This is a genomic window from Arthrobacter sp. GmRoot5-12 (assembly GCF_059739365.1).
Window position 1 is genome coordinate 619,222 of sequence record NZ_AP046056.1, and the last position, 15,666, is coordinate 634,887.

General features: G+C 65.8%; 12 protein-coding genes. 10 read left to right on the forward strand and 2 right to left on the reverse strand.

The window, feature by feature from the left end; translation table 11 throughout:
• Positions 1 to 201: 201 nt before the first annotated feature.
• A complete protein-coding gene (locus AC6JAM_RS02755; protein ID WP_134164626.1) occupies positions 202 to 1,821 on the forward strand; it encodes a PucR family transcriptional regulator in 1,620 nt (539 codons plus the stop codon).
• Positions 1,822 to 1,827: 6 nt separating this feature from the next.
• On the opposite strand, the gene AC6JAM_RS02760 is transcribed toward AC6JAM_RS02755, so the two are convergent.
• Positions 1,828 to 2,685 carry a nitrilase-related carbon-nitrogen hydrolase gene (locus tag AC6JAM_RS02760; RefSeq protein ID WP_497933947.1) on the reverse strand — a complete coding sequence of 286 codons (858 nt, stop codon included), beginning with the start codon at positions 2,683 to 2,685 and terminating at the stop codon, positions 1,828 to 1,830.
• A 239-nt stretch (positions 2,686 to 2,924) separates the two neighbouring features.
• On the opposite strand from AC6JAM_RS02760, the gene AC6JAM_RS02765 reads away from it, so the two are divergent.
• The 4 genes from AC6JAM_RS02765 (at position 2,925) to AC6JAM_RS02780 (ending at position 8,281) form a co-directional block, all read left to right on the forward strand.
• Positions 2,925 to 4,115 (forward strand): ROK family transcriptional regulator, encoded by a 1,191-nt coding sequence (locus tag AC6JAM_RS02765; RefSeq protein WP_018770238.1) that lies wholly within the window; start codon positions 2,925 to 2,927, stop codon positions 4,113 to 4,115.
• Positions 4,116 to 4,246: 131 nt separating this feature from the next.
• Complete coding sequence (gene mmsA / locus AC6JAM_RS02770) at positions 4,247 to 5,809, forward strand: multiple monosaccharide ABC transporter ATP-binding protein (protein ID WP_018770239.1); 1,563 nt, start codon at positions 4,247 to 4,249, stop codon at positions 5,807 to 5,809.
• 44 nt (positions 5,810 to 5,853) lie between these two features.
• Positions 5,854 to 7,140, forward strand: a complete 1,287-nt coding sequence (gene mmsB / locus AC6JAM_RS02775) for a multiple monosaccharide ABC transporter permease (RefSeq protein WP_018770240.1) — start codon at positions 5,854 to 5,856, stop codon at positions 7,138 to 7,140.
• A 46-nt stretch (positions 7,141 to 7,186) separates the two neighbouring features.
• Positions 7,187 to 8,281, forward strand: a complete 1,095-nt coding sequence (locus tag AC6JAM_RS02780; protein WP_026265927.1) for a substrate-binding domain-containing protein — start codon at positions 7,187 to 7,189, stop codon at positions 8,279 to 8,281.
• Positions 8,282 to 8,454: 173 nt separating this feature from the next.
• Here AC6JAM_RS02780 and AC6JAM_RS02785 read toward each other — a convergent pair whose 3' ends face one another.
• Positions 8,455 to 9,489: an AAA family ATPase gene (locus AC6JAM_RS02785; protein ID WP_497933950.1), complete on the reverse strand. Its 1,035-nt coding sequence runs from the start codon at positions 9,487 to 9,489 to the stop codon at positions 8,455 to 8,457.
• 145 nt (positions 9,490 to 9,634) lie between these two features.
• Between AC6JAM_RS02785 and AC6JAM_RS02790 the strand changes: the two genes are divergently transcribed.
• The 5 genes from AC6JAM_RS02790 to AC6JAM_RS02810 all read left to right on the forward strand — a co-directional run bounded on the left by AC6JAM_RS02790 (position 9,635) and on the right by AC6JAM_RS02810 (position 15,659).
• Positions 9,635 to 11,095, forward strand: a complete 1,461-nt coding sequence (locus tag AC6JAM_RS02790; RefSeq protein ID WP_497933951.1) for an ABC transporter permease — start codon at positions 9,635 to 9,637, stop codon at positions 11,093 to 11,095.
• Between the two features lie 2 nt (positions 11,096 to 11,097).
• Positions 11,098 to 11,805, forward strand: a complete 708-nt coding sequence (locus tag AC6JAM_RS02795; protein ID WP_497933953.1) for an ABC transporter ATP-binding protein — start codon at positions 11,098 to 11,100, stop codon at positions 11,803 to 11,805.
• A 120-nt stretch (positions 11,806 to 11,925) separates the two neighbouring features.
• Positions 11,926 to 12,996 carry a Gfo/Idh/MocA family protein gene (locus AC6JAM_RS02800; RefSeq protein WP_134164573.1) on the forward strand — a complete coding sequence of 357 codons (1,071 nt, stop codon included), beginning with the start codon at positions 11,926 to 11,928 and terminating at the stop codon, positions 12,994 to 12,996.
• A gap of 208 nt (positions 12,997 to 13,204) precedes the next feature.
• Complete coding sequence (locus AC6JAM_RS02805; protein ID WP_497933955.1) at positions 13,205 to 14,173, forward strand: hypothetical protein; 969 nt, start codon at positions 13,205 to 13,207, stop codon at positions 14,171 to 14,173.
• 88 nt (positions 14,174 to 14,261) lie between these two features.
• On the forward strand, positions 14,262 to 15,659 hold the full coding sequence (locus AC6JAM_RS02810; RefSeq protein WP_497933957.1) for a hypothetical protein: 1,398 nt from the start codon (positions 14,262 to 14,264) through the stop codon (positions 15,657 to 15,659).
• Positions 15,660 to 15,666 lie beyond the last annotated feature (7 nt).

Genomic DNA, 15,666 nt, shown 5'->3' on the forward strand with positions numbered 1-15,666 from the left:
TTACGGCGCAGCAGCTGTGTCCGGAGGCTGGGCCGCACGCCGCTTGGCACAAGAGTTTGTTCGGTGGTCACAGGCACAGTCACCGTTGACGTCCCTTCAGAGTAGTTGTCGGTTTCCCCTTCCCAAGGTTGGCATGTGAGCCAACTCTCAGCGCGGTGCAAAATGACTTATAGTGATCCACCATGAGACTTAATGCACATGATGTCCGCTGAGCCGGCCACGTCAGGACGGCTGAGCTTCGTCACCCTCCAGCAGTTCCTCGACCAGCTGCCGCCGCTGTTGACAATGCTTCACGACGGCGGCAGCGGCGGCCGGCTGCTGCGGTGGGTTGAGCCCAGTGAGCTGGAGGACCCCACGCCCTACCTTCCGGAGGGGGAATTCCTGCTCACCGCCGGCCTCCCCTTCCTTGGTGACGGGGGATCACCCGCCAGCGTGGACGCCTATGTCCGCCGGCTGGTGGAGGCCAAGGTGGCGGCCCTGGGCTTCGGGATCAGGCCGTACTTCGACGCCGTCCCGGAGGTGGTCCTCGACGCGTGCCGGCGGCACAACCTCACCTTGTTCGAGGTGCCCGAGTCGCTTCCCTTCGCGGCGATCGGCCTGCAGTTTTCCCAGCTCCTGGAAACCGACAACGCCAGGGTCTTCCGGCAGCTGGCAGAGACCAACCGGCAGCTCATGCGCGCCGTCCTCTCCCCCAAACCGGAGCACGAACTGCTGGCTGCGCTGGTCCAGCGCGTGCCCGTGTGGGCCGTGATGGTGGGAGCGGACGGCCGGGTCCGGGCCCGGGGCACCAGCGCCGGCGGGAGCACCGCCGTCGAACTTTCCCTGCTGGAACCCATGCTGGAACGGCTGCTGTCCGGCCGTGGCCCCCGGGTGGAAATGGACGGCTTTGACCAGCCCGGCTCGGCGCTGGTGGTGGGCCATCCGCTGCGGAGCACCAGGGACGCCAACCTCGGTGCCCTGATCCTGGGCTCGGACGATCCGCTGACCCCCGCCCAGAACAACGTGGTCCAGTCCGCCGTCGGACTGCTGGAGCTGCTGGTCCGGCAGCGAACCAGTGGCTCGCTCGCCCCCAGCCAGCTGGCCACCGCCGTCCTGCTGCACCCCGAGAGCCTCACCACCGGCGGGAGCAAGCACGTCAACGGGCTCAAGGACCTGCTGGCGCAGAGCCTGTCTTCCACCCGGTCCGCGCCCATCCGCGTGCTTCAAGGCGTCAAGGTGGATGCCCCGGAGTGGCCGGCGGGAGACAGCCCCGTCAGGGAACTGCTGCAGTGGCGGCGCATGTTCGACACCAAGCTGGTGGAGATCACCGACTACGGGTTCGCCGCGCTGACCCGGCTCAAGGTGGACGACGCGCTGCTTGCCGACGTCGAGAGGCTCGGCTGGCGCCTGGTGATCGGCGAACCCACCGAGCTGACTAGCCTTCCCGCCGCGTACCAACGGGCCACGTCCCTGCGCAGCCGGGTCCAGCGAAGTGGACAGAGCCTGCGGGCCGACGAGGTGTCCTGGTCGGTCACGGGCCTGCTGGGCCGTGAGGCCGGAACCTTGCTGGCCGAGCGGCTCCTCCATCCTGTCCTGGCGCTCGAACCGGACCGGCGCGATCCGCTGCTGGCCGTCCTGCGTGGCTGGCTTGGCGAAAACGGCAGCTGGGATGGTTCCGCCAAGCTGCTGGGGCTGCACCGCAACAGCGTGCGGCGGCAGATCGGCGTCATTGCCGACCTGCTGGGGATGGACCTGAACCAGGCGCAGGTGCGGGCTGAGCTCTGGATTGCGCTGCAGTACACCGAAGGGCTGACCGGCGGGGCGGCGGGAAACGGCGCCTGAAGGCAGTTATCCGCCCTGCTGGCCTGCTTCCCGCGCCAGGCCGGCCTCCCACTCCCGGTAAAGCTCCGGCCGGCGTTCCCGCAGGTACGGCACCTCGTCCCTGGCTGCGCGCACCGCATCAGGGCCTATCTCCGCGAAAAGCACTGCAGGGGTGTCCGCTGCTTCGGCGAGGAGCCTGCCGTCGGGTCCCGCCACCACGCTTCCGCCGCCGAAAGTGTAGGCGTCCTCGACCCCACAGTGGTTGGCATAGGCAACATAAAGTTGGCTTTCCAGCGCCCGCGCCCGGATGAGTACCTGGGGCACGGCCTCGTAACCGGCCGACAGGGCAGTGGGGACCAGGAGCAGTTCCGCGCCGCGGGCCGCCGCTTCCCGGGCGGCCTCGGGGAACTCGATGTCGTAGCAGATCAGCAGGGAGGTGCGGACACCCTCGAAATCCACGACGGCGGGAGGTTGCGCGGCTGCCACGAACGCCTTGCGTTCCTCATTGCCGAACAGATGCACCTTGGCATACCTGAGGAGTTCGGTGCCCGTGGCATCAACCAGGGTCGCTGTAATGTGCCACGCGGGGCTGCCGGCGACCCCAGCGCCCGCACCGTCCCCAGCCGCTTCGGCGGGCAGGCTGTAGACAAGGGCAATCCTGTTACGGCGGGCGATATCAGCCAGCCGTTCGCGGACAGCGGGAAAGGTTGCCGGGTCCAGGTCGCCGCGCACCCGCAGCGGGGCGTAGCCCACGGGGAAAAGCTCCGGCGTCAGGAGCAGGTGGGCACCGGCACGGGCAGCCCGGGTGGCGGCGTCGTCGATGGTCCGAAGGTTGGCCTCGACGTCCAGGACCACGGCGTTCGCCTGCAGGACGGACAGCAGCATCGTTACCACCTTCTGTATCCCCGTCCATCTGAAATGGCTGGGCCCGACTGATCTCTCGTTCCAGCCTAACCAGCCGCCAGCGGAGGATTGTGGGTCGTTTGGACCCGGGCGCCCGCGCGCCGGGACGGAATGCACAGATGCCGCGGAGGGTACTCATGACGGCCGATTTCCTGCATGCCCGTACAGGCCATGCGTTAACTTCTTGACTACAAGAGCAGCGATAGGGCAATCTTCTTAGCATGTCCGCAACCACGCGCTCAACGAGGAGCAAGCCCAAGAATCCGGGGTCCCAGTCCGCCCTGCGGCAACTGAACCAGCAGCGGATTATTGAGGCACTCATGGGCGGCCCGTCCACGCAGGCGGAGCTCGCCCGGCAGACGGGGCTCTCCACCGCCACCGTCTCGAACATCGTCAAAATCATGCTTGACTCCGGCCTGGCATCCACAGAGCCGATAACCAGTTCAGGGCGCCGGGCGCTGAATGTGCGACTGAACAGCAACGGCGCCGTGGCGGTCGGCATCGACTTCGGCCGGCGGCACCTGCGGGTGGTCCTGGCCTCGCTCAGCTACCACGTCATCGCTGAAGAATCAGTGCTGCTCCCGCTGGGCCACCAGGCGGATGAGGGCATCCATGCAGCGGTGGAACTACTGGAGAAACTACTCCGGGAAAGCGGGGTGGAACGCACCTCCGTGGTGGGCGCCGGCGTCGGTATTCCGGGCCCCATTGACCGGCGGACCGGGACCGTGGCCCAAGGGGCCATCCTTCCCGAATGGGTGGGCATCAACATCCTTCAGCACCTGGAGGAAACGTTGAGAATCCCCGTATTCGTTGACAACGACGCCAATCTGGGCGCATGGTCCGAGGTGACCTGGGGGCAGCACTCCGGCGTCAGCAACCTGATGTTCCTGAAGATCGGTTCCGGCATCGGCGCCGGCTTGATCCTCAACGGTTCGCCGTACTACGGCAACGTTGGAATCACCGGCGAAATAGGCCATGCCACCATCCACGAACAGGGCCTGGTGTGCCGCTGCGGCAACCGTGGATGCCTCGAAACCATAGCATCCACCACCACCATGATTGAGCTCCTCAGCCGGGGCGAGGACCGGCCGTTGACGCCGGCGGATATTGTCCGCAAGGCCCTGAACAGGGACTCCGCCACCCTGCGTGTGGTGGACGATGCGGGACTGGCGGTGGGCCGGGCGCTGGGCAATGTTGCGAACCTGATCAACCCCGAGGTGATCGTGGTGGGCGGGCCGCTGGCAGGCCTGGGGGACATACTCCTGGACCCAATCCGGAGGGGGCTGATCCGGCATGCGGTGCCGGTCATCGGGGAGACCACCACCCTCACCATGTCCTCCCTGGGTGACCGGGCAGAGGCCCTCGGCGCGGCCGCCCTGGTCTTCCAGCATGCCGGGATCCGCAAGCCGTAGACCACATCGTTACCCAGCAATTGCGTTAAAGACTTGACGACAACAGCTGTGATCCAGTTTACTTTTGGTTCAGACGGCCCTGCGCTTTGCCGGCCGGACAAAGAAGTCATTGCATTGGAGGGTTAGGGTTCATGACGTCCCAGACCACGCATACGGATCCGATCATTCTCGAGATGCGGTCCATCACCAAGGAATTCCCCGGCGTTAAAGCCTTGTCGAACGTGAGCCTCCGGGTTAAGGCCGGCGAGATCCACGCCATCTGCGGCGAAAACGGCGCCGGCAAGTCCACCCTCATGAAGGTCCTGTCCGGCGTTTACCCGTACGGAAGCTACGACGGCGACATCGTCTACCAGGGGCAGGTTCAGCACTTCCGGGACATCAGGGCCAGCGAACACGCCGGCATCGTGATCATCCACCAGGAACTCGCGCTGATCCCCGAGCTGTCCATCATGGAAAACATCTTTCTGGGCAACGAACCCACAAAGCGCGGGGTGATCGACTGGGCTGAAGCCCGGCTGCGGTCCCTGGACCTCCTGGCGCGCGTGGGCCTGCGTGATGACCCCGACACCCCCATCAAGGAAATCGGCGTCGGCAAGCAGCAGCTGGTGGAGATCGCCAAGGCCCTGAACAAGTCCGTGAAGATCCTTATCCTGGACGAGCCGACAGCCGCCCTGAACGAGTCGGACTCACAGCACCTGCTGGACCTGATGCTGGGCCTGAAGGCCAAGGGCATTACCTCAATCATCATTTCCCACAAGCTCAACGAGATCGAGCAGATCGCCGACTCCATCACCATCATCCGTGACGGCCAGTCCATCGAGACCCTTGACGTCAAGGCAGACGGGGTTGACGAGGACCGGATCATCAAGGGCATGGTGGGACGCACCCTCGAGTCCCGGTTCCCGGAGCACACGCCCAAGATTGGGGAAGTGTTTTTCGAGGTCAAGGACTGGACCGTGGGCCACCCGGCCATCCAGGACCGCCTCGTCTGCAAGGGATCCAGCTTCTTTGTCCGCCGGGGCGAAATCGTCGGGTTTGCCGGCCTCATGGGCGCAGGGCGGACCGAACTGGCACGCTCCGTCTTCGGCCGGTCCTACGGCAGGTTCATCAGCGGCCACATCTACAAGGACGGCCGCGAGGTCACCCTCAAGAACGTCCGGCAGGCCATCGATGCCGGGCTGGGCTACGTCACCGAGGACCGGAAGTCCCTGGGCCTGAACCTGCTCGACGACATCAAGACCACCACGGTTGCGGCCAACCTGAGAAAGATCAGCCACAACTACGTGGTGGACCCCAACCAGGAGTTCACGGTTGCTGAGCAGTACCGCAAGTCGCTGCGCACCAAGACGCCGTCCGTGGAGGAAGGCGTGGCCAAGCTTTCCGGCGGCAACCAGCAGAAGGTGGTGCTCGCCAAGTGGATGTTCACCGACCCCGACCTGTTGATCCTGGACGAGCCCACCCGCGGCATCGATGTCGGGGCCAAGTACGAGATTTACGGCATCATCCAGCAGCTGGCCAACCAGGGCAAAGGGGTCATCGTCATCTCCTCGGAGCTCCCCGAACTCCTGGGACTGTCTGACCGCATCTACACGATTTTCGAAGGCGCCATCACGGGCGTCCTTAACAAGGACGAGGCCACTCAGGAAAGCCTGATGAAACTGATGACCTCCGCCGCGCCCCGAAAAGCCGCCTGACCCACTGGCCATTCCAGAACCTTCCGGACACAAGGACTGACACCATGAACGCCCTCAAAAAGCTGTTTGGCGGAAACACCCGCCAATTCGGCATGATCTTCGCCCTGGTGGCCTTGATCATCTTCTTCCAGATCGCCACCAGCGGCCGGACCCTCACCCCCGGCAACGTCATCAACCTCTTCAACGGCAACTCCTACATCCTCATCCTGGCCATCGGCATGGTGCTGGTGATCATTGCAGGACACATCGACCTGTCCGTCGGCTCTGTCGCGGCCTTCGTCGGCGTCACCGTGGCCCTTGCCATCCGTGACTGGGGCATCCCCTGGTACGCAGGGGTCCTGCTGGGTCTGCTGCTGGGCGCGGTGATCGGCGCCTGGCAAGGCTGGTGGACGGCGTACGTCGGAATCCCGGCGTTCATCGTGACGCTGGCCGGCATGCTCCTGTTCCGTGGTTTCAACCAGTTCGTTGGCAAATCCAACACCATCCCGGTCCCCGCCGATTTCCAATACCTTGGCTCCGGCTACCTCCCCGAGGTGGGGCCCAACTTGGGCTACAACAACCTGACCCTGCTGCTTGGCCTTGCCGCCGCCGTCTTCGTGGTTGTCAGCGAGCTGCGGTCCCGCTCCAGGGCCAATGCCCTCGGTGCCGAAGTTCCCGAAATGTGGGTTACGGTCCTGAAGCTGGTCCTCGTCTGCGCCGCCATCCTGTACGCCACGTACCTGTTCGCCACGGGCCGCCCTGGTACTTCCTTCCCCATCCCCGGCCTCATCCTGGCCGTCCTTGTCCTGATCTACGGCTTCATCTCCTCCCGGACGATCATCGGCCGCCACGTCTACGCAGTGGGTGGCAACCGCCATGCGGCAGAGCTGTCCGGCGTCCAGTCCAAGAAGGTCAACTTCCTGGTGATGATGAACATGTCCATCCTGGCCGGCCTGGCCGGCATGATCTTCGTTGGCCGTTCCACTGCATCGGGTCCCTTCGACGGCGTCGGTTGGGAACTTGATGCCATCGCCGCAGTGTTCATCGGCGGCGCGGCCGTTACCGGCGGCGTGGGCACGGTGATCGGGTCCATCATCGGTGGCCTGGTCATGGCCGTCCTGAACAACGGCCTCCAGCTTCTCGGCGTCGGCGCAGACCTGACCCAGATCATCAAGGGCCTGGTGCTCCTGATCGCGGTCGCATTCGATGTTTACAACAAGTCCCAGGGCAAGACGTCGATCATTGGCATGCTGACCAGGAACTTCAACCGCTCCTCCGGCGGCGGCCCCAGCAACCCTCTTCAGCCCGACGAAACCACCTCCACCAAGGAAGCGATCGCCAGGGAAGCCTGAGCTCTGCGACCTGACCTTTTAACACCAAATAGAGAGAGAACCAACAATGCGAATGATTGGTAAAGCAGGAAAGGCCGCGGCAGTCGCTGCCATCGCAGCACTGGCGCTGACGGGTTGTGGACGCTCCGAGTCCGGTGGCGGCTCCAGCGGCAGCGCAGGCGGATTCCCGCAGGACTCGTCCATCGGCGTGGCATTGCCCCAGAAGACCAGTGAAAACTGGGTTCTGGCAGAGAAGCTCTTCAACGACGGCCTCAACGGCGCCGGTTTCAAGGCCGATGTCCAGTTCGCCAACGGCGGCGTTTCGGAGCAGCAGAACCAGATCAGCGCCATGGTCACCAAGGGTGCCAAGGTCATTATCGTGGGCGCCATCGACGGCTCCCAGCTGGGAACCCAGCTCAAGCAGGCCAAGGACAGCGGCGCCACCATCATCGCCTACGACCGCCTGCTGCTGAACACCGAGAACGTCGACTACTACGTGGCCTACGACAACTTCAAGGTCGGTGTCCTCCAGGGCCAGGCCCTGCTCGACGGCATGAAGGCCAAGAAGCCGTCCGGTCCGTACAACATCGAACTGTTTGCCGGTTCCCCTGATGATGCCAACGCCAAGGTGTTCTTCGACGGCGCCATGAGCGTCCTGAAGCCGAAGATCGACGACGGCACCCTCAAGGTCCTGTCCGGCCAGACAGGTTTTGAGCAGGCTGTAACCCAGGGCTGGAAGGCAGAGAACGCCCAGCGCCGTGCCGACACCTTGCTCACGGGCAGCTATGGCAGCGCAACCCTGGATGGCGTGCTCTCCCCCAACGACACCCTGGCCCGCGCCGTCCTGACCTCGGTCAAGGCAGCTGGCAAGCCGATTCCGGTCATCACCGGCCAGGACTCCGAGGTTGAGTCCGTCAAGTCCATCCTGGCGGGCGAGCAGTACTCCACCATCAACAAGGACACCCGCAAGCTCGTTGAGCACGCCATCACGATGGTCAAGGACCTTCAGGCAGGCAAGAAGCCGGAGATCAACGATGACAAGTCCTACAACAACAAGGTCAAGACCGTTCCGGCATACCTGCTGGAGCCGGTCATCGTGACCTCTGCCAACGTCAAGACGGCCTACAAGGACGATCCCGTACTGGGCCCGATCACCAAGTAGCACAGGGCAGAAACAGCCGGTACACCCGGGGGCCGGGAAGCCCGGCCCCCGGGTGAACTGCTCCCCGTAAGTTGGACTGAAGATTCCGTTCCGACTTACGGGGAGCAGTTTCGTGTTTAAGGGCAGTCGGTTGTCCGGGGAGCAGCCCGAAGCCGCGGCGCCGGCAGATCCGGTCAGACCAGCCAGCGCCACCAGCGTGGCTGGTCCTGTTCCGGCGTGGGTTCCGGCTCCGGCTCCTCGCCCAAAGCCAGCGCGGCCCCCACGATGTCGTCCGCGGTGAGCGTCATGACGGCCTCACGATCGAGCGCGTCAAGACTTTGTTCCTCGTCGAGCGACAGCCGCAGCGCCTGACGGTTGAGCGCCTGCTCGAACAATGTGCGGGCGAACCGCGCGTTGCCGGAGTCCTCGCCCGCGTGCAGCCCGGTGAAAATGCGGCGCAGCATCTGGTCCGCACCCGGCTCCAGCCTGTACTCGTGCTGGGCCAGCATCCGGTGGAAGATCGTCTGGAGTGCGTCGACGGAGTAGTCGGGGAACGTGATTTCACGGGCGAACCGGGAGCGCAGTCCGGGGTTCGAGAGCAGGAAGGACTCCATCAGCCGCGGGTACCCGGCCACTATCACCACCAGGCGGTGGCGGTGGTCCTCCATCCGCTTGAGCAGGACCTCGATCGCCTCGGGGCCGAAATCCATCCGGCCGTCCTCCGGGGCCAGCGCGTAGGCCTCGTCAATGAACAGGACGCCGTCCAGCGCGCGCCGGATCACCCGGTCTGTCTTGATGGCGGTGGTGCCGACGTACTGCCCCACCAGGCCCGAACGGTCGACCTCGACCAGATGGCCTTTCTGCAGCAGGCCGACCGCGCGGTACATCTCGGCCAGGAGCCGCGCCACGGTGGTCTTGCCCGTGCCCGGGTTTCCGAGGAATACCAGATGCTGTGATGTGGCCACCTCCGGCAGGCCGTGCGCCTTACGGCGGGCCTGGACCTGGAGCAGTGCGACGAGCGCCCGCACCTGTTCCTTCACTGTCTCCAGTCCGACCAGGGCGTCGAGCTCGGCCTGCAGCTCGGACAGCGGCCGCGCCGGCCCGGGCCTCGCAGCCATGAGATCGCCCACCAGGTCGTCGACGCGCTCCGAACCGGGCAGCTTGAGCTGATCGGCCAGACGGCCGATGGTTTCGCGCAGGTCGTCAAGCGGATTGCGGCTGGCAGCCATGCATCCACTGTAGTACCAGCACTCGATTCCCGGCCCTGCCCTTCACAGCCCAGACACAGGTGGGGCCGGATTGCTGCACAGGATGCCCAGCGAGGGTTGATGCGAAGCCGGCCCTCCGCGCCGGCACCTGAGTCATAGGAGTAACGTGAGCGTCCTTGCCCGAAGCGTAGGCAATGCCTTCAGAAACAAGGTCCGCACCGCAGCTGTTGTCGCGGTGCTGGCCGTCGCCATTGGCCTTGCCCTGGCCATGCTGGTAGCCAACCAGGCGGTCGGGGCGAAAGTGCAGGAGCTCAATGAGTCCGTCGGCACCGTCCTGACCGTCAACCCCGCCGGCGGGCAAGGTTTCGAAGGCGGCGGTGAGCCGCTCACCACCAGCCAGGCAGCCACGGCCGCCGGCGTGCCCAACGTCAGTGCCGTCGTCGGGACATCCTCCCTGCGGCTGCGCAATGCCACCGAAGCGGCCGCACAGGCCGCGGCCGGGCAAACGGGACAGACCGGGCAGGCAGGGCCCGGAGGCCAGAACGGGCAGGGCGGCCCCGGCGGCCAGGCGGCAGCCACACTGACCACCAGCCTCACGGCGGCGGTGGACGCAGGCACCCTTGGCAACCGCAACCAGCAGGCCAACGGAAGCACGGGCTCCACCGGAACCACGCAGCAGCCCGTCCGGTCCCTGCCGATCACCGCCACCGGCATTGGCGCCGAAGTCGACACCACCGGCAAGGCACTGAACATCACGCAGGGCTCCGGGCTCGGCGACTACTCGGCAGCATCCACCAGTGCCCTGCTGGGCACCACCCTGGCAGGGAAGAACAACCTCACGGTTGGCTCCACCTTCACCATCAACGACCAGACCTACACGGTCTCGGGATTGTTCGACGCCGGCACCACCTTTGGCAACAACGCTGTGTATGTCACCCTCCCCACCGCCCAGACCCTGGCAGGCACACCGGGTGAACTGTCCAGCATGATCGTCACGGTCAACTCCATGGACAACGTGGCCAGCACCAAGACGGCCCTGCAGACGGCTCTCGGCACGGACAAGGCCGATGTCACCCAGGGCCAGAACCTGCAGACCGCGGTCAGTTCGCTGGACAGCGTCAAGAACATTTCCTTCATCGCCTTCATCGCCGCCCTGGGCACCGCAGGGCTCATCATCCTGCTCATCATGGTGATGCTGGTCCGCGAGCGCCGCAGGGAAATCGGCGTGCTGAAGGCGATCGGCGCGCCCAACCGCACCATCGGCCTGCAGTTCGTCCTCGAGGCACTGGTCCTGGCAGCCCTGGGCAGCGCCGTCGGTGCCGCCATTGCATCGTTCGCCAGCGGCGGCATCGCCTCGGCACTGATCAGCAGCAACACCACCAGAACCACCGCCGCCACGGGCCGCGGTGTCCCGGGCGGGGCCGGTGGTGGCGCGGGCTTCCCGGGCGGCCAGGGCGGACCCTTCGGCGGCGCTTCCCAGCTGTTGAACTCCGTGACCGCCAGCGCCTCACCGGGGGTGATCGCCGGTGGCATCGCTGCTGTGTTCGGTGTCGCCATCATCGGCGCCCTGGTTCCCGCGCTGCTCACCGCGCGCATCCGTCCCATCGAAGTCCTGCGAGGAGAATAGCCATGATAGAAGTCAAGAACCTGGTCCGCACCTTCAACTCCGGTGACCGCACCATCAAACCGGTCAACGACGTCAGCTTCGCCCTGGACCAGGGCACCCTGGCCTCGATCGTGGGCAAGAGCGGCAGCGGCAAGAGCACCCTGTTGTCCCTCCTTGGGGCACTGGACAAGCCCACCAGCGGAGACGTCGTCGTGGACGGCGTCAGCCTGGCGAGCCTGCCGGACAGCAAGCTGACGGAATACCGCCGCCGGGACATCGGATTCGTGTTCCAGCAGTTCAACCTGATCCCCAACCTGTCCGCCGTGGACAACGTCATGCTCCCCATGGAATTTGCCGGGGTGCGCAAGGCCGCCCGGCTGGAGCGCGCCAGGGAATTGCTGGAGCAGGTCCAGCTGGATCCGTCCAAGCACGAACGGCGCATCAACCGGCTTTCCGGCGGCGAACAGCAAAGGGTGGCCATTGCGCGGGCCCTGGCCACCGAACCGAAGCTCATCCTCGCCGATGAGCCCACCGGCAACCTTGACGAACAGACCGGCGACCACATCATCGAACTCCTCAGCTCGCTGAGCCGCGACCACGACACCACCATCCTGGTGGTCACCCACGACCGGGCCCTGGCGAACAAGACGGACCGCCGCTTCCGCCTCCAGCAGGGCAAGCTGACGGAGGAACCGGTCCGCGGCCGGACCGCCGTCGCCGCTTCCGCCTGACCTCAGCCAAGGGGCCAACGGTGGGGGACATCCCGTCCCCCACCGCTGGCCCCTTTATTGCTTGTCCCCGTCGCCGGCACGTCCCCGGTCCTCACCCGCCGCTGTGACAGGATTGCAGCTATGACTGCTCCCATCGCCACGCCATGGCTTTCCAGCCAGCCTGACCAGGATCCCCGCTCCGCCACCGGGGCTCCCCTGCGCTGGGGAATTATTGCAACGGGCAGCATCGCCCGCGCCGTGTCCCAGGATCTCGCGCTGCTTGAAGACGCCGAGCTGTACGCGGTCAGCTCCCGGGCACAGGACAGCGCGGACGCTTTTGCCGTGGCCTATGACTTCGCAAAAGCCTATGGTGACGACGGCGGTGTCCCCGGCTACCAGCGGCTCCTCGCCGATGACGCCGTGGACGTTGTCTACGTCGCCACGCCGCACGCGCAGCACCACGAGATGGTTCTCGCCGCCCTCAACGCCGGCAAGCACGTGCTCTGCGAGAAGGCGTTCACCATCAACGCCCGGGAAGCATCCGAGCTCATCGATGTTGCCCGCAGCCGAGGTCTCTTCCTCATGGAAGCCATGTGGAGCCGGTTCCTGCCCTCGATGCAGCGCGCGTTCCAGATCGCAGCTTCGGGTGAACTTGGCGACATCCACTGGATTACCGCGGACCTGGGCTTCCCCGCCCCCTACTCCCCCACGGCCAGGTTGTGGGCGCGGAAGGACGGCGGAGGGGCGTTGCTGGACTTGTCCGTCTACCCACTCCTGTGGGCGCTGGGCACCCTTGGCTTTCCCCACACCGTGAGCGCCACGGGCTTCGTCAACGACGACGGCGTGGATTCGCAGAACGCCATGACCCTCGGCTACGGCCACGCGGCCCAGGTCCAGCTCACCTCCTCACTCCTGGCACACGGTCCGCGCACGGCGACCGTCGCAGGGAGCCTGGGCTTCATGCAGAGCGTGGGCTCCATCAACAACCCCCGCGAACTCCTCATCACCAAGGGGTGGGAAGACCGCCGGACGGAAACCTTCGACGTTGTGGGCAAGGGGTACACCTACGAGCTGCGCGAAGTAATGCGGTGTGTCCAGCAGGGAGTGACGGAGAGTCCGGTGATGCCGCTCGAAGACACACTGAACACCATGCGGCTTTTCGATGGCGTTCGTGCCCAGCTCGGTGTGACCTACCCCAACGACGGCCATTAGCAAGAGGCGCCGCGAAAGATGCTCGACGTCGGCAAGGCGGCTTTCGCGGTGAGGTTGGGGCATGTGACTTCCTGCTTTCGCCCTTGACACCTTCAGTGCTTGTTCCCGCCCTTTGTAAAATCCCTTTAGCAAAGTCTGGACTTGCGGCAACAAGGAGTCATAGGCTTTAGCCAGCATTGATTGCACAGCTCACTGGGGGGTGGTACGCATGGCTAGCATGAGTTCGCCATGGCGTGCCCTGCGACCAGCGCTCCTTGCCGGGGCAGCCGCAGTTACTTGGCTGGCGCTTTCGTCAACTTCAGCATCCGCCGACGCCGGGCCTGACTCCCCTTCCCTGCTCGGCAGCGTCACCGGCTCGGCCTCATCCTTGGCCTACGAACTTGCGGACACTGTTTCACTGGCTCCTGCTGCCTCCCCGGCCGGACCTGCTGCAGGCACTGGACTGGTGCAGCCTGTCGTAGCCCAGGTCGCCGGCGTTGCCGACAAGCTCATTAACTCCGTTCCCGTGCTGGACCAGGTGATTCCGGCGGGAACCCTTTCCACTGTCTCCGCTCCCGTTGGGGAGATCGCCGACACCGTGACGGCCGGGGTGGTGCAGGTTGTTGTAGCCCCTGCAGCCGAGGCCGTCCCGGTACTTGAACCGGCGCTGCAGCCCGTTGCCGATCTTCTGACCGGCACCGCTCCACTTCCGCTTCCCGCCCCGGCCGTTGACGCCGTGCCGGCAGATCTTCCTTCCGGGGTTGTCCCTGGTCCCGCGGCAGCTCAGCCCGTGGCCTTGGAAATCCTTCCGGATGGGGCCGGAACGGGGCTGGAACCGGGGCAGGAACCGGATGCGTCGCCCACGGCGCCGGTTGCCGGCGGCAGCGTGGCCTTGGCAACGGTACGCAGTGCAGCCCTGGCCAACACGTCCTCCCCGTGGGATGGCATGTCTGTCCCGGCTGACCCCGCGTCGGGGCAGCCCCTTCCCGTCGAGCCGGCACCGCTGCCTGCCCAGGTTCCTGCCGCACCGGGATCCGGCACCGGCAGCGCTGGATCATCCGGCGGTTCATCCGGTGCCGCAGCATGGCTTAGCCCTGCCTATTTTGGTTTTGAGCGGCCTGGCGCTGTTCCCGCCGGCGAGGCCTCCGAGCACGCCCCTGCGCCGGTGTCGTTCGACCCCGGTTCTTCCCCTGACTAGTTGAGGCCGTCTGCCCCCAACGGGCAGCACGTGGCTTTACGGGCAGCTGATAAGCGCCCGAACTACCTCAACTTCAGGAGTAACCATCATGAACTGCACCCTTCGCAGGGGGCTGCTTAGCACCCTCTTTGCCGGCGGCCTTCTGGCCTTCGGCTGCGCTGCCGCAAACGCAGCGGACACCACCAGCGGGACGGATCTTTCCGCTTCCGCCCTCATCTCGGCGGCGGCGCCCGCTGACTCGACGTCGTTGGGCCTGCTGGGTGACCCAACGCCGGCCGGCTCAACAGGCGTCGCCGCCGCAGTGGACGTAAACCTCGGCCTCGGAAGCACCGGCACCACCACCACGGACGCCACCACGGCAAATCTCGCCGTCGACGCAGCCGCAGACCTGGGACTCGGCGGCGTGAGTGCCGGCGATACCAGTGGGCTCGGCACTACCGACCTGGCCGCCGCAGTGGACGTAAACCTCGGCCTCGGAAGCACCGGCACCACCACCACGGACGCCACCACGGCAAACCTCGCCGTCGACGCAGCCGCAGACCTGGGACTCGCCGGCACCACCGACCCCACAACAACCGGCACCACCGACCTGGCCGCCGCAGTGGACGTAAACCTCGGCCTCGGAAGCACCGGCACCGACACCGGCACCACGGACGGCACCACGGCAAACCTCGCCGTCGACGCAGCCGCAGACCTGGGACTCGCCGGCACCACCGACCCCACAACAACCGGCACCACCGACCTGGCCGCCGCAGTGGACGTAAACCTCGGCCTCGGAAGCACCGGCACCACCACCACGGACGCCACCACGGCAAACCTCGCCGTCGACGCAGCCGCAGACCTGGGACTCGGCGGCGTGAGTGCCGGCGATACCAGTGGGCTCGGCACTACCGTTGAGGCAGTTCTCGACCTCACCATCGGTGGCGTCACCAGCAGTGATACATCGGGGGGAGTCGACGCAGGCATCGACCTTGGAGCCGGTGTGGACACCGGAACTGCGGACGCTGGCGGCCTGGATGCCGTTGTCGACCTTGGCATTGACCTGGGTATCGGACTCGGTAATGACAGCGGAACCAGCACTCCGGGCACCAACACACCCGGCACCGCTGACCCGGGAACCACCACCCCGGGAGACGGCACCACCGGAGACACCGGCACCCTTGATCCCGGAACCAGCACTCCGGGGTCAGGCGACCCTGCCGGCAACGGCGGCTCGACTTCCGGCAATGGCTCCACAAGCGGTACTGGTACTGCAGGAAGCGGCAACTTCACCGCTGCACCGGCAGGCTCCACCGCAGTGAGCGGGGCCATCGCCCCGGTCACCACACCGCGGAGCACTCCGACTGGCGGCAATCCTGCCCTTGCCAACACCGGCTCAGCCCACACCCGCCTGGCCAACACCGGCTGGGACGGAGCGCTGGTTCCCCTGGCGCTGGTGCTTCTGGCAGGCGGACTCCTGATGCTCCGCAAGCGCAAGGTGTCCTGAGGCCTGA

Excerpts from the sequence above, each read along its gene's own strand:
- AC6JAM_RS02805 (WP_497933955.1), top strand. The coding sequence starts at position 13,205 with ATGGCTAGCATGAGTTCGCCATGGCGTGCCCTGCGACCAGCGCTCCTT.
- mmsA (WP_018770239.1), top strand. The coding sequence starts at position 4,247 with ATGACGTCCCAGACCACGCATACGGATCCGATCATTCTCGAGATGCGG.
- AC6JAM_RS02795 (WP_497933953.1), top strand. The coding sequence starts at position 11,098 with ATGATAGAAGTCAAGAACCTGGTCCGCACCTTCAACTCCGGTGACCGC.
- AC6JAM_RS02760 (WP_497933947.1), bottom strand. The coding sequence starts at position 2,685 with ATGCTGCTGTCCGTCCTGCAGGCGAACGCCGTGGTCCTGGACGTCGAG.
- AC6JAM_RS02780 (WP_026265927.1), top strand. The coding sequence starts at position 7,187 with ATGCGAATGATTGGTAAAGCAGGAAAGGCCGCGGCAGTCGCTGCCATC.
- AC6JAM_RS02810 (WP_497933957.1), top strand. The coding sequence starts at position 14,262 with ATGAACTGCACCCTTCGCAGGGGGCTGCTTAGCACCCTCTTTGCCGGC.
- AC6JAM_RS02785 (WP_497933950.1), bottom strand. The coding sequence starts at position 9,489 with ATGGCTGCCAGCCGCAATCCGCTTGACGACCTGCGCGAAACCATCGGC.
- AC6JAM_RS02800 (WP_134164573.1), top strand. The coding sequence starts at position 11,926 with ATGACTGCTCCCATCGCCACGCCATGGCTTTCCAGCCAGCCTGACCAG.
- mmsB (WP_018770240.1), top strand. The coding sequence starts at position 5,854 with ATGAACGCCCTCAAAAAGCTGTTTGGCGGAAACACCCGCCAATTCGGC.
- AC6JAM_RS02755 (WP_134164626.1), top strand. The coding sequence starts at position 202 with ATGTCCGCTGAGCCGGCCACGTCAGGACGGCTGAGCTTCGTCACCCTC.
- AC6JAM_RS02765 (WP_018770238.1), top strand. The coding sequence starts at position 2,925 with ATGTCCGCAACCACGCGCTCAACGAGGAGCAAGCCCAAGAATCCGGGG.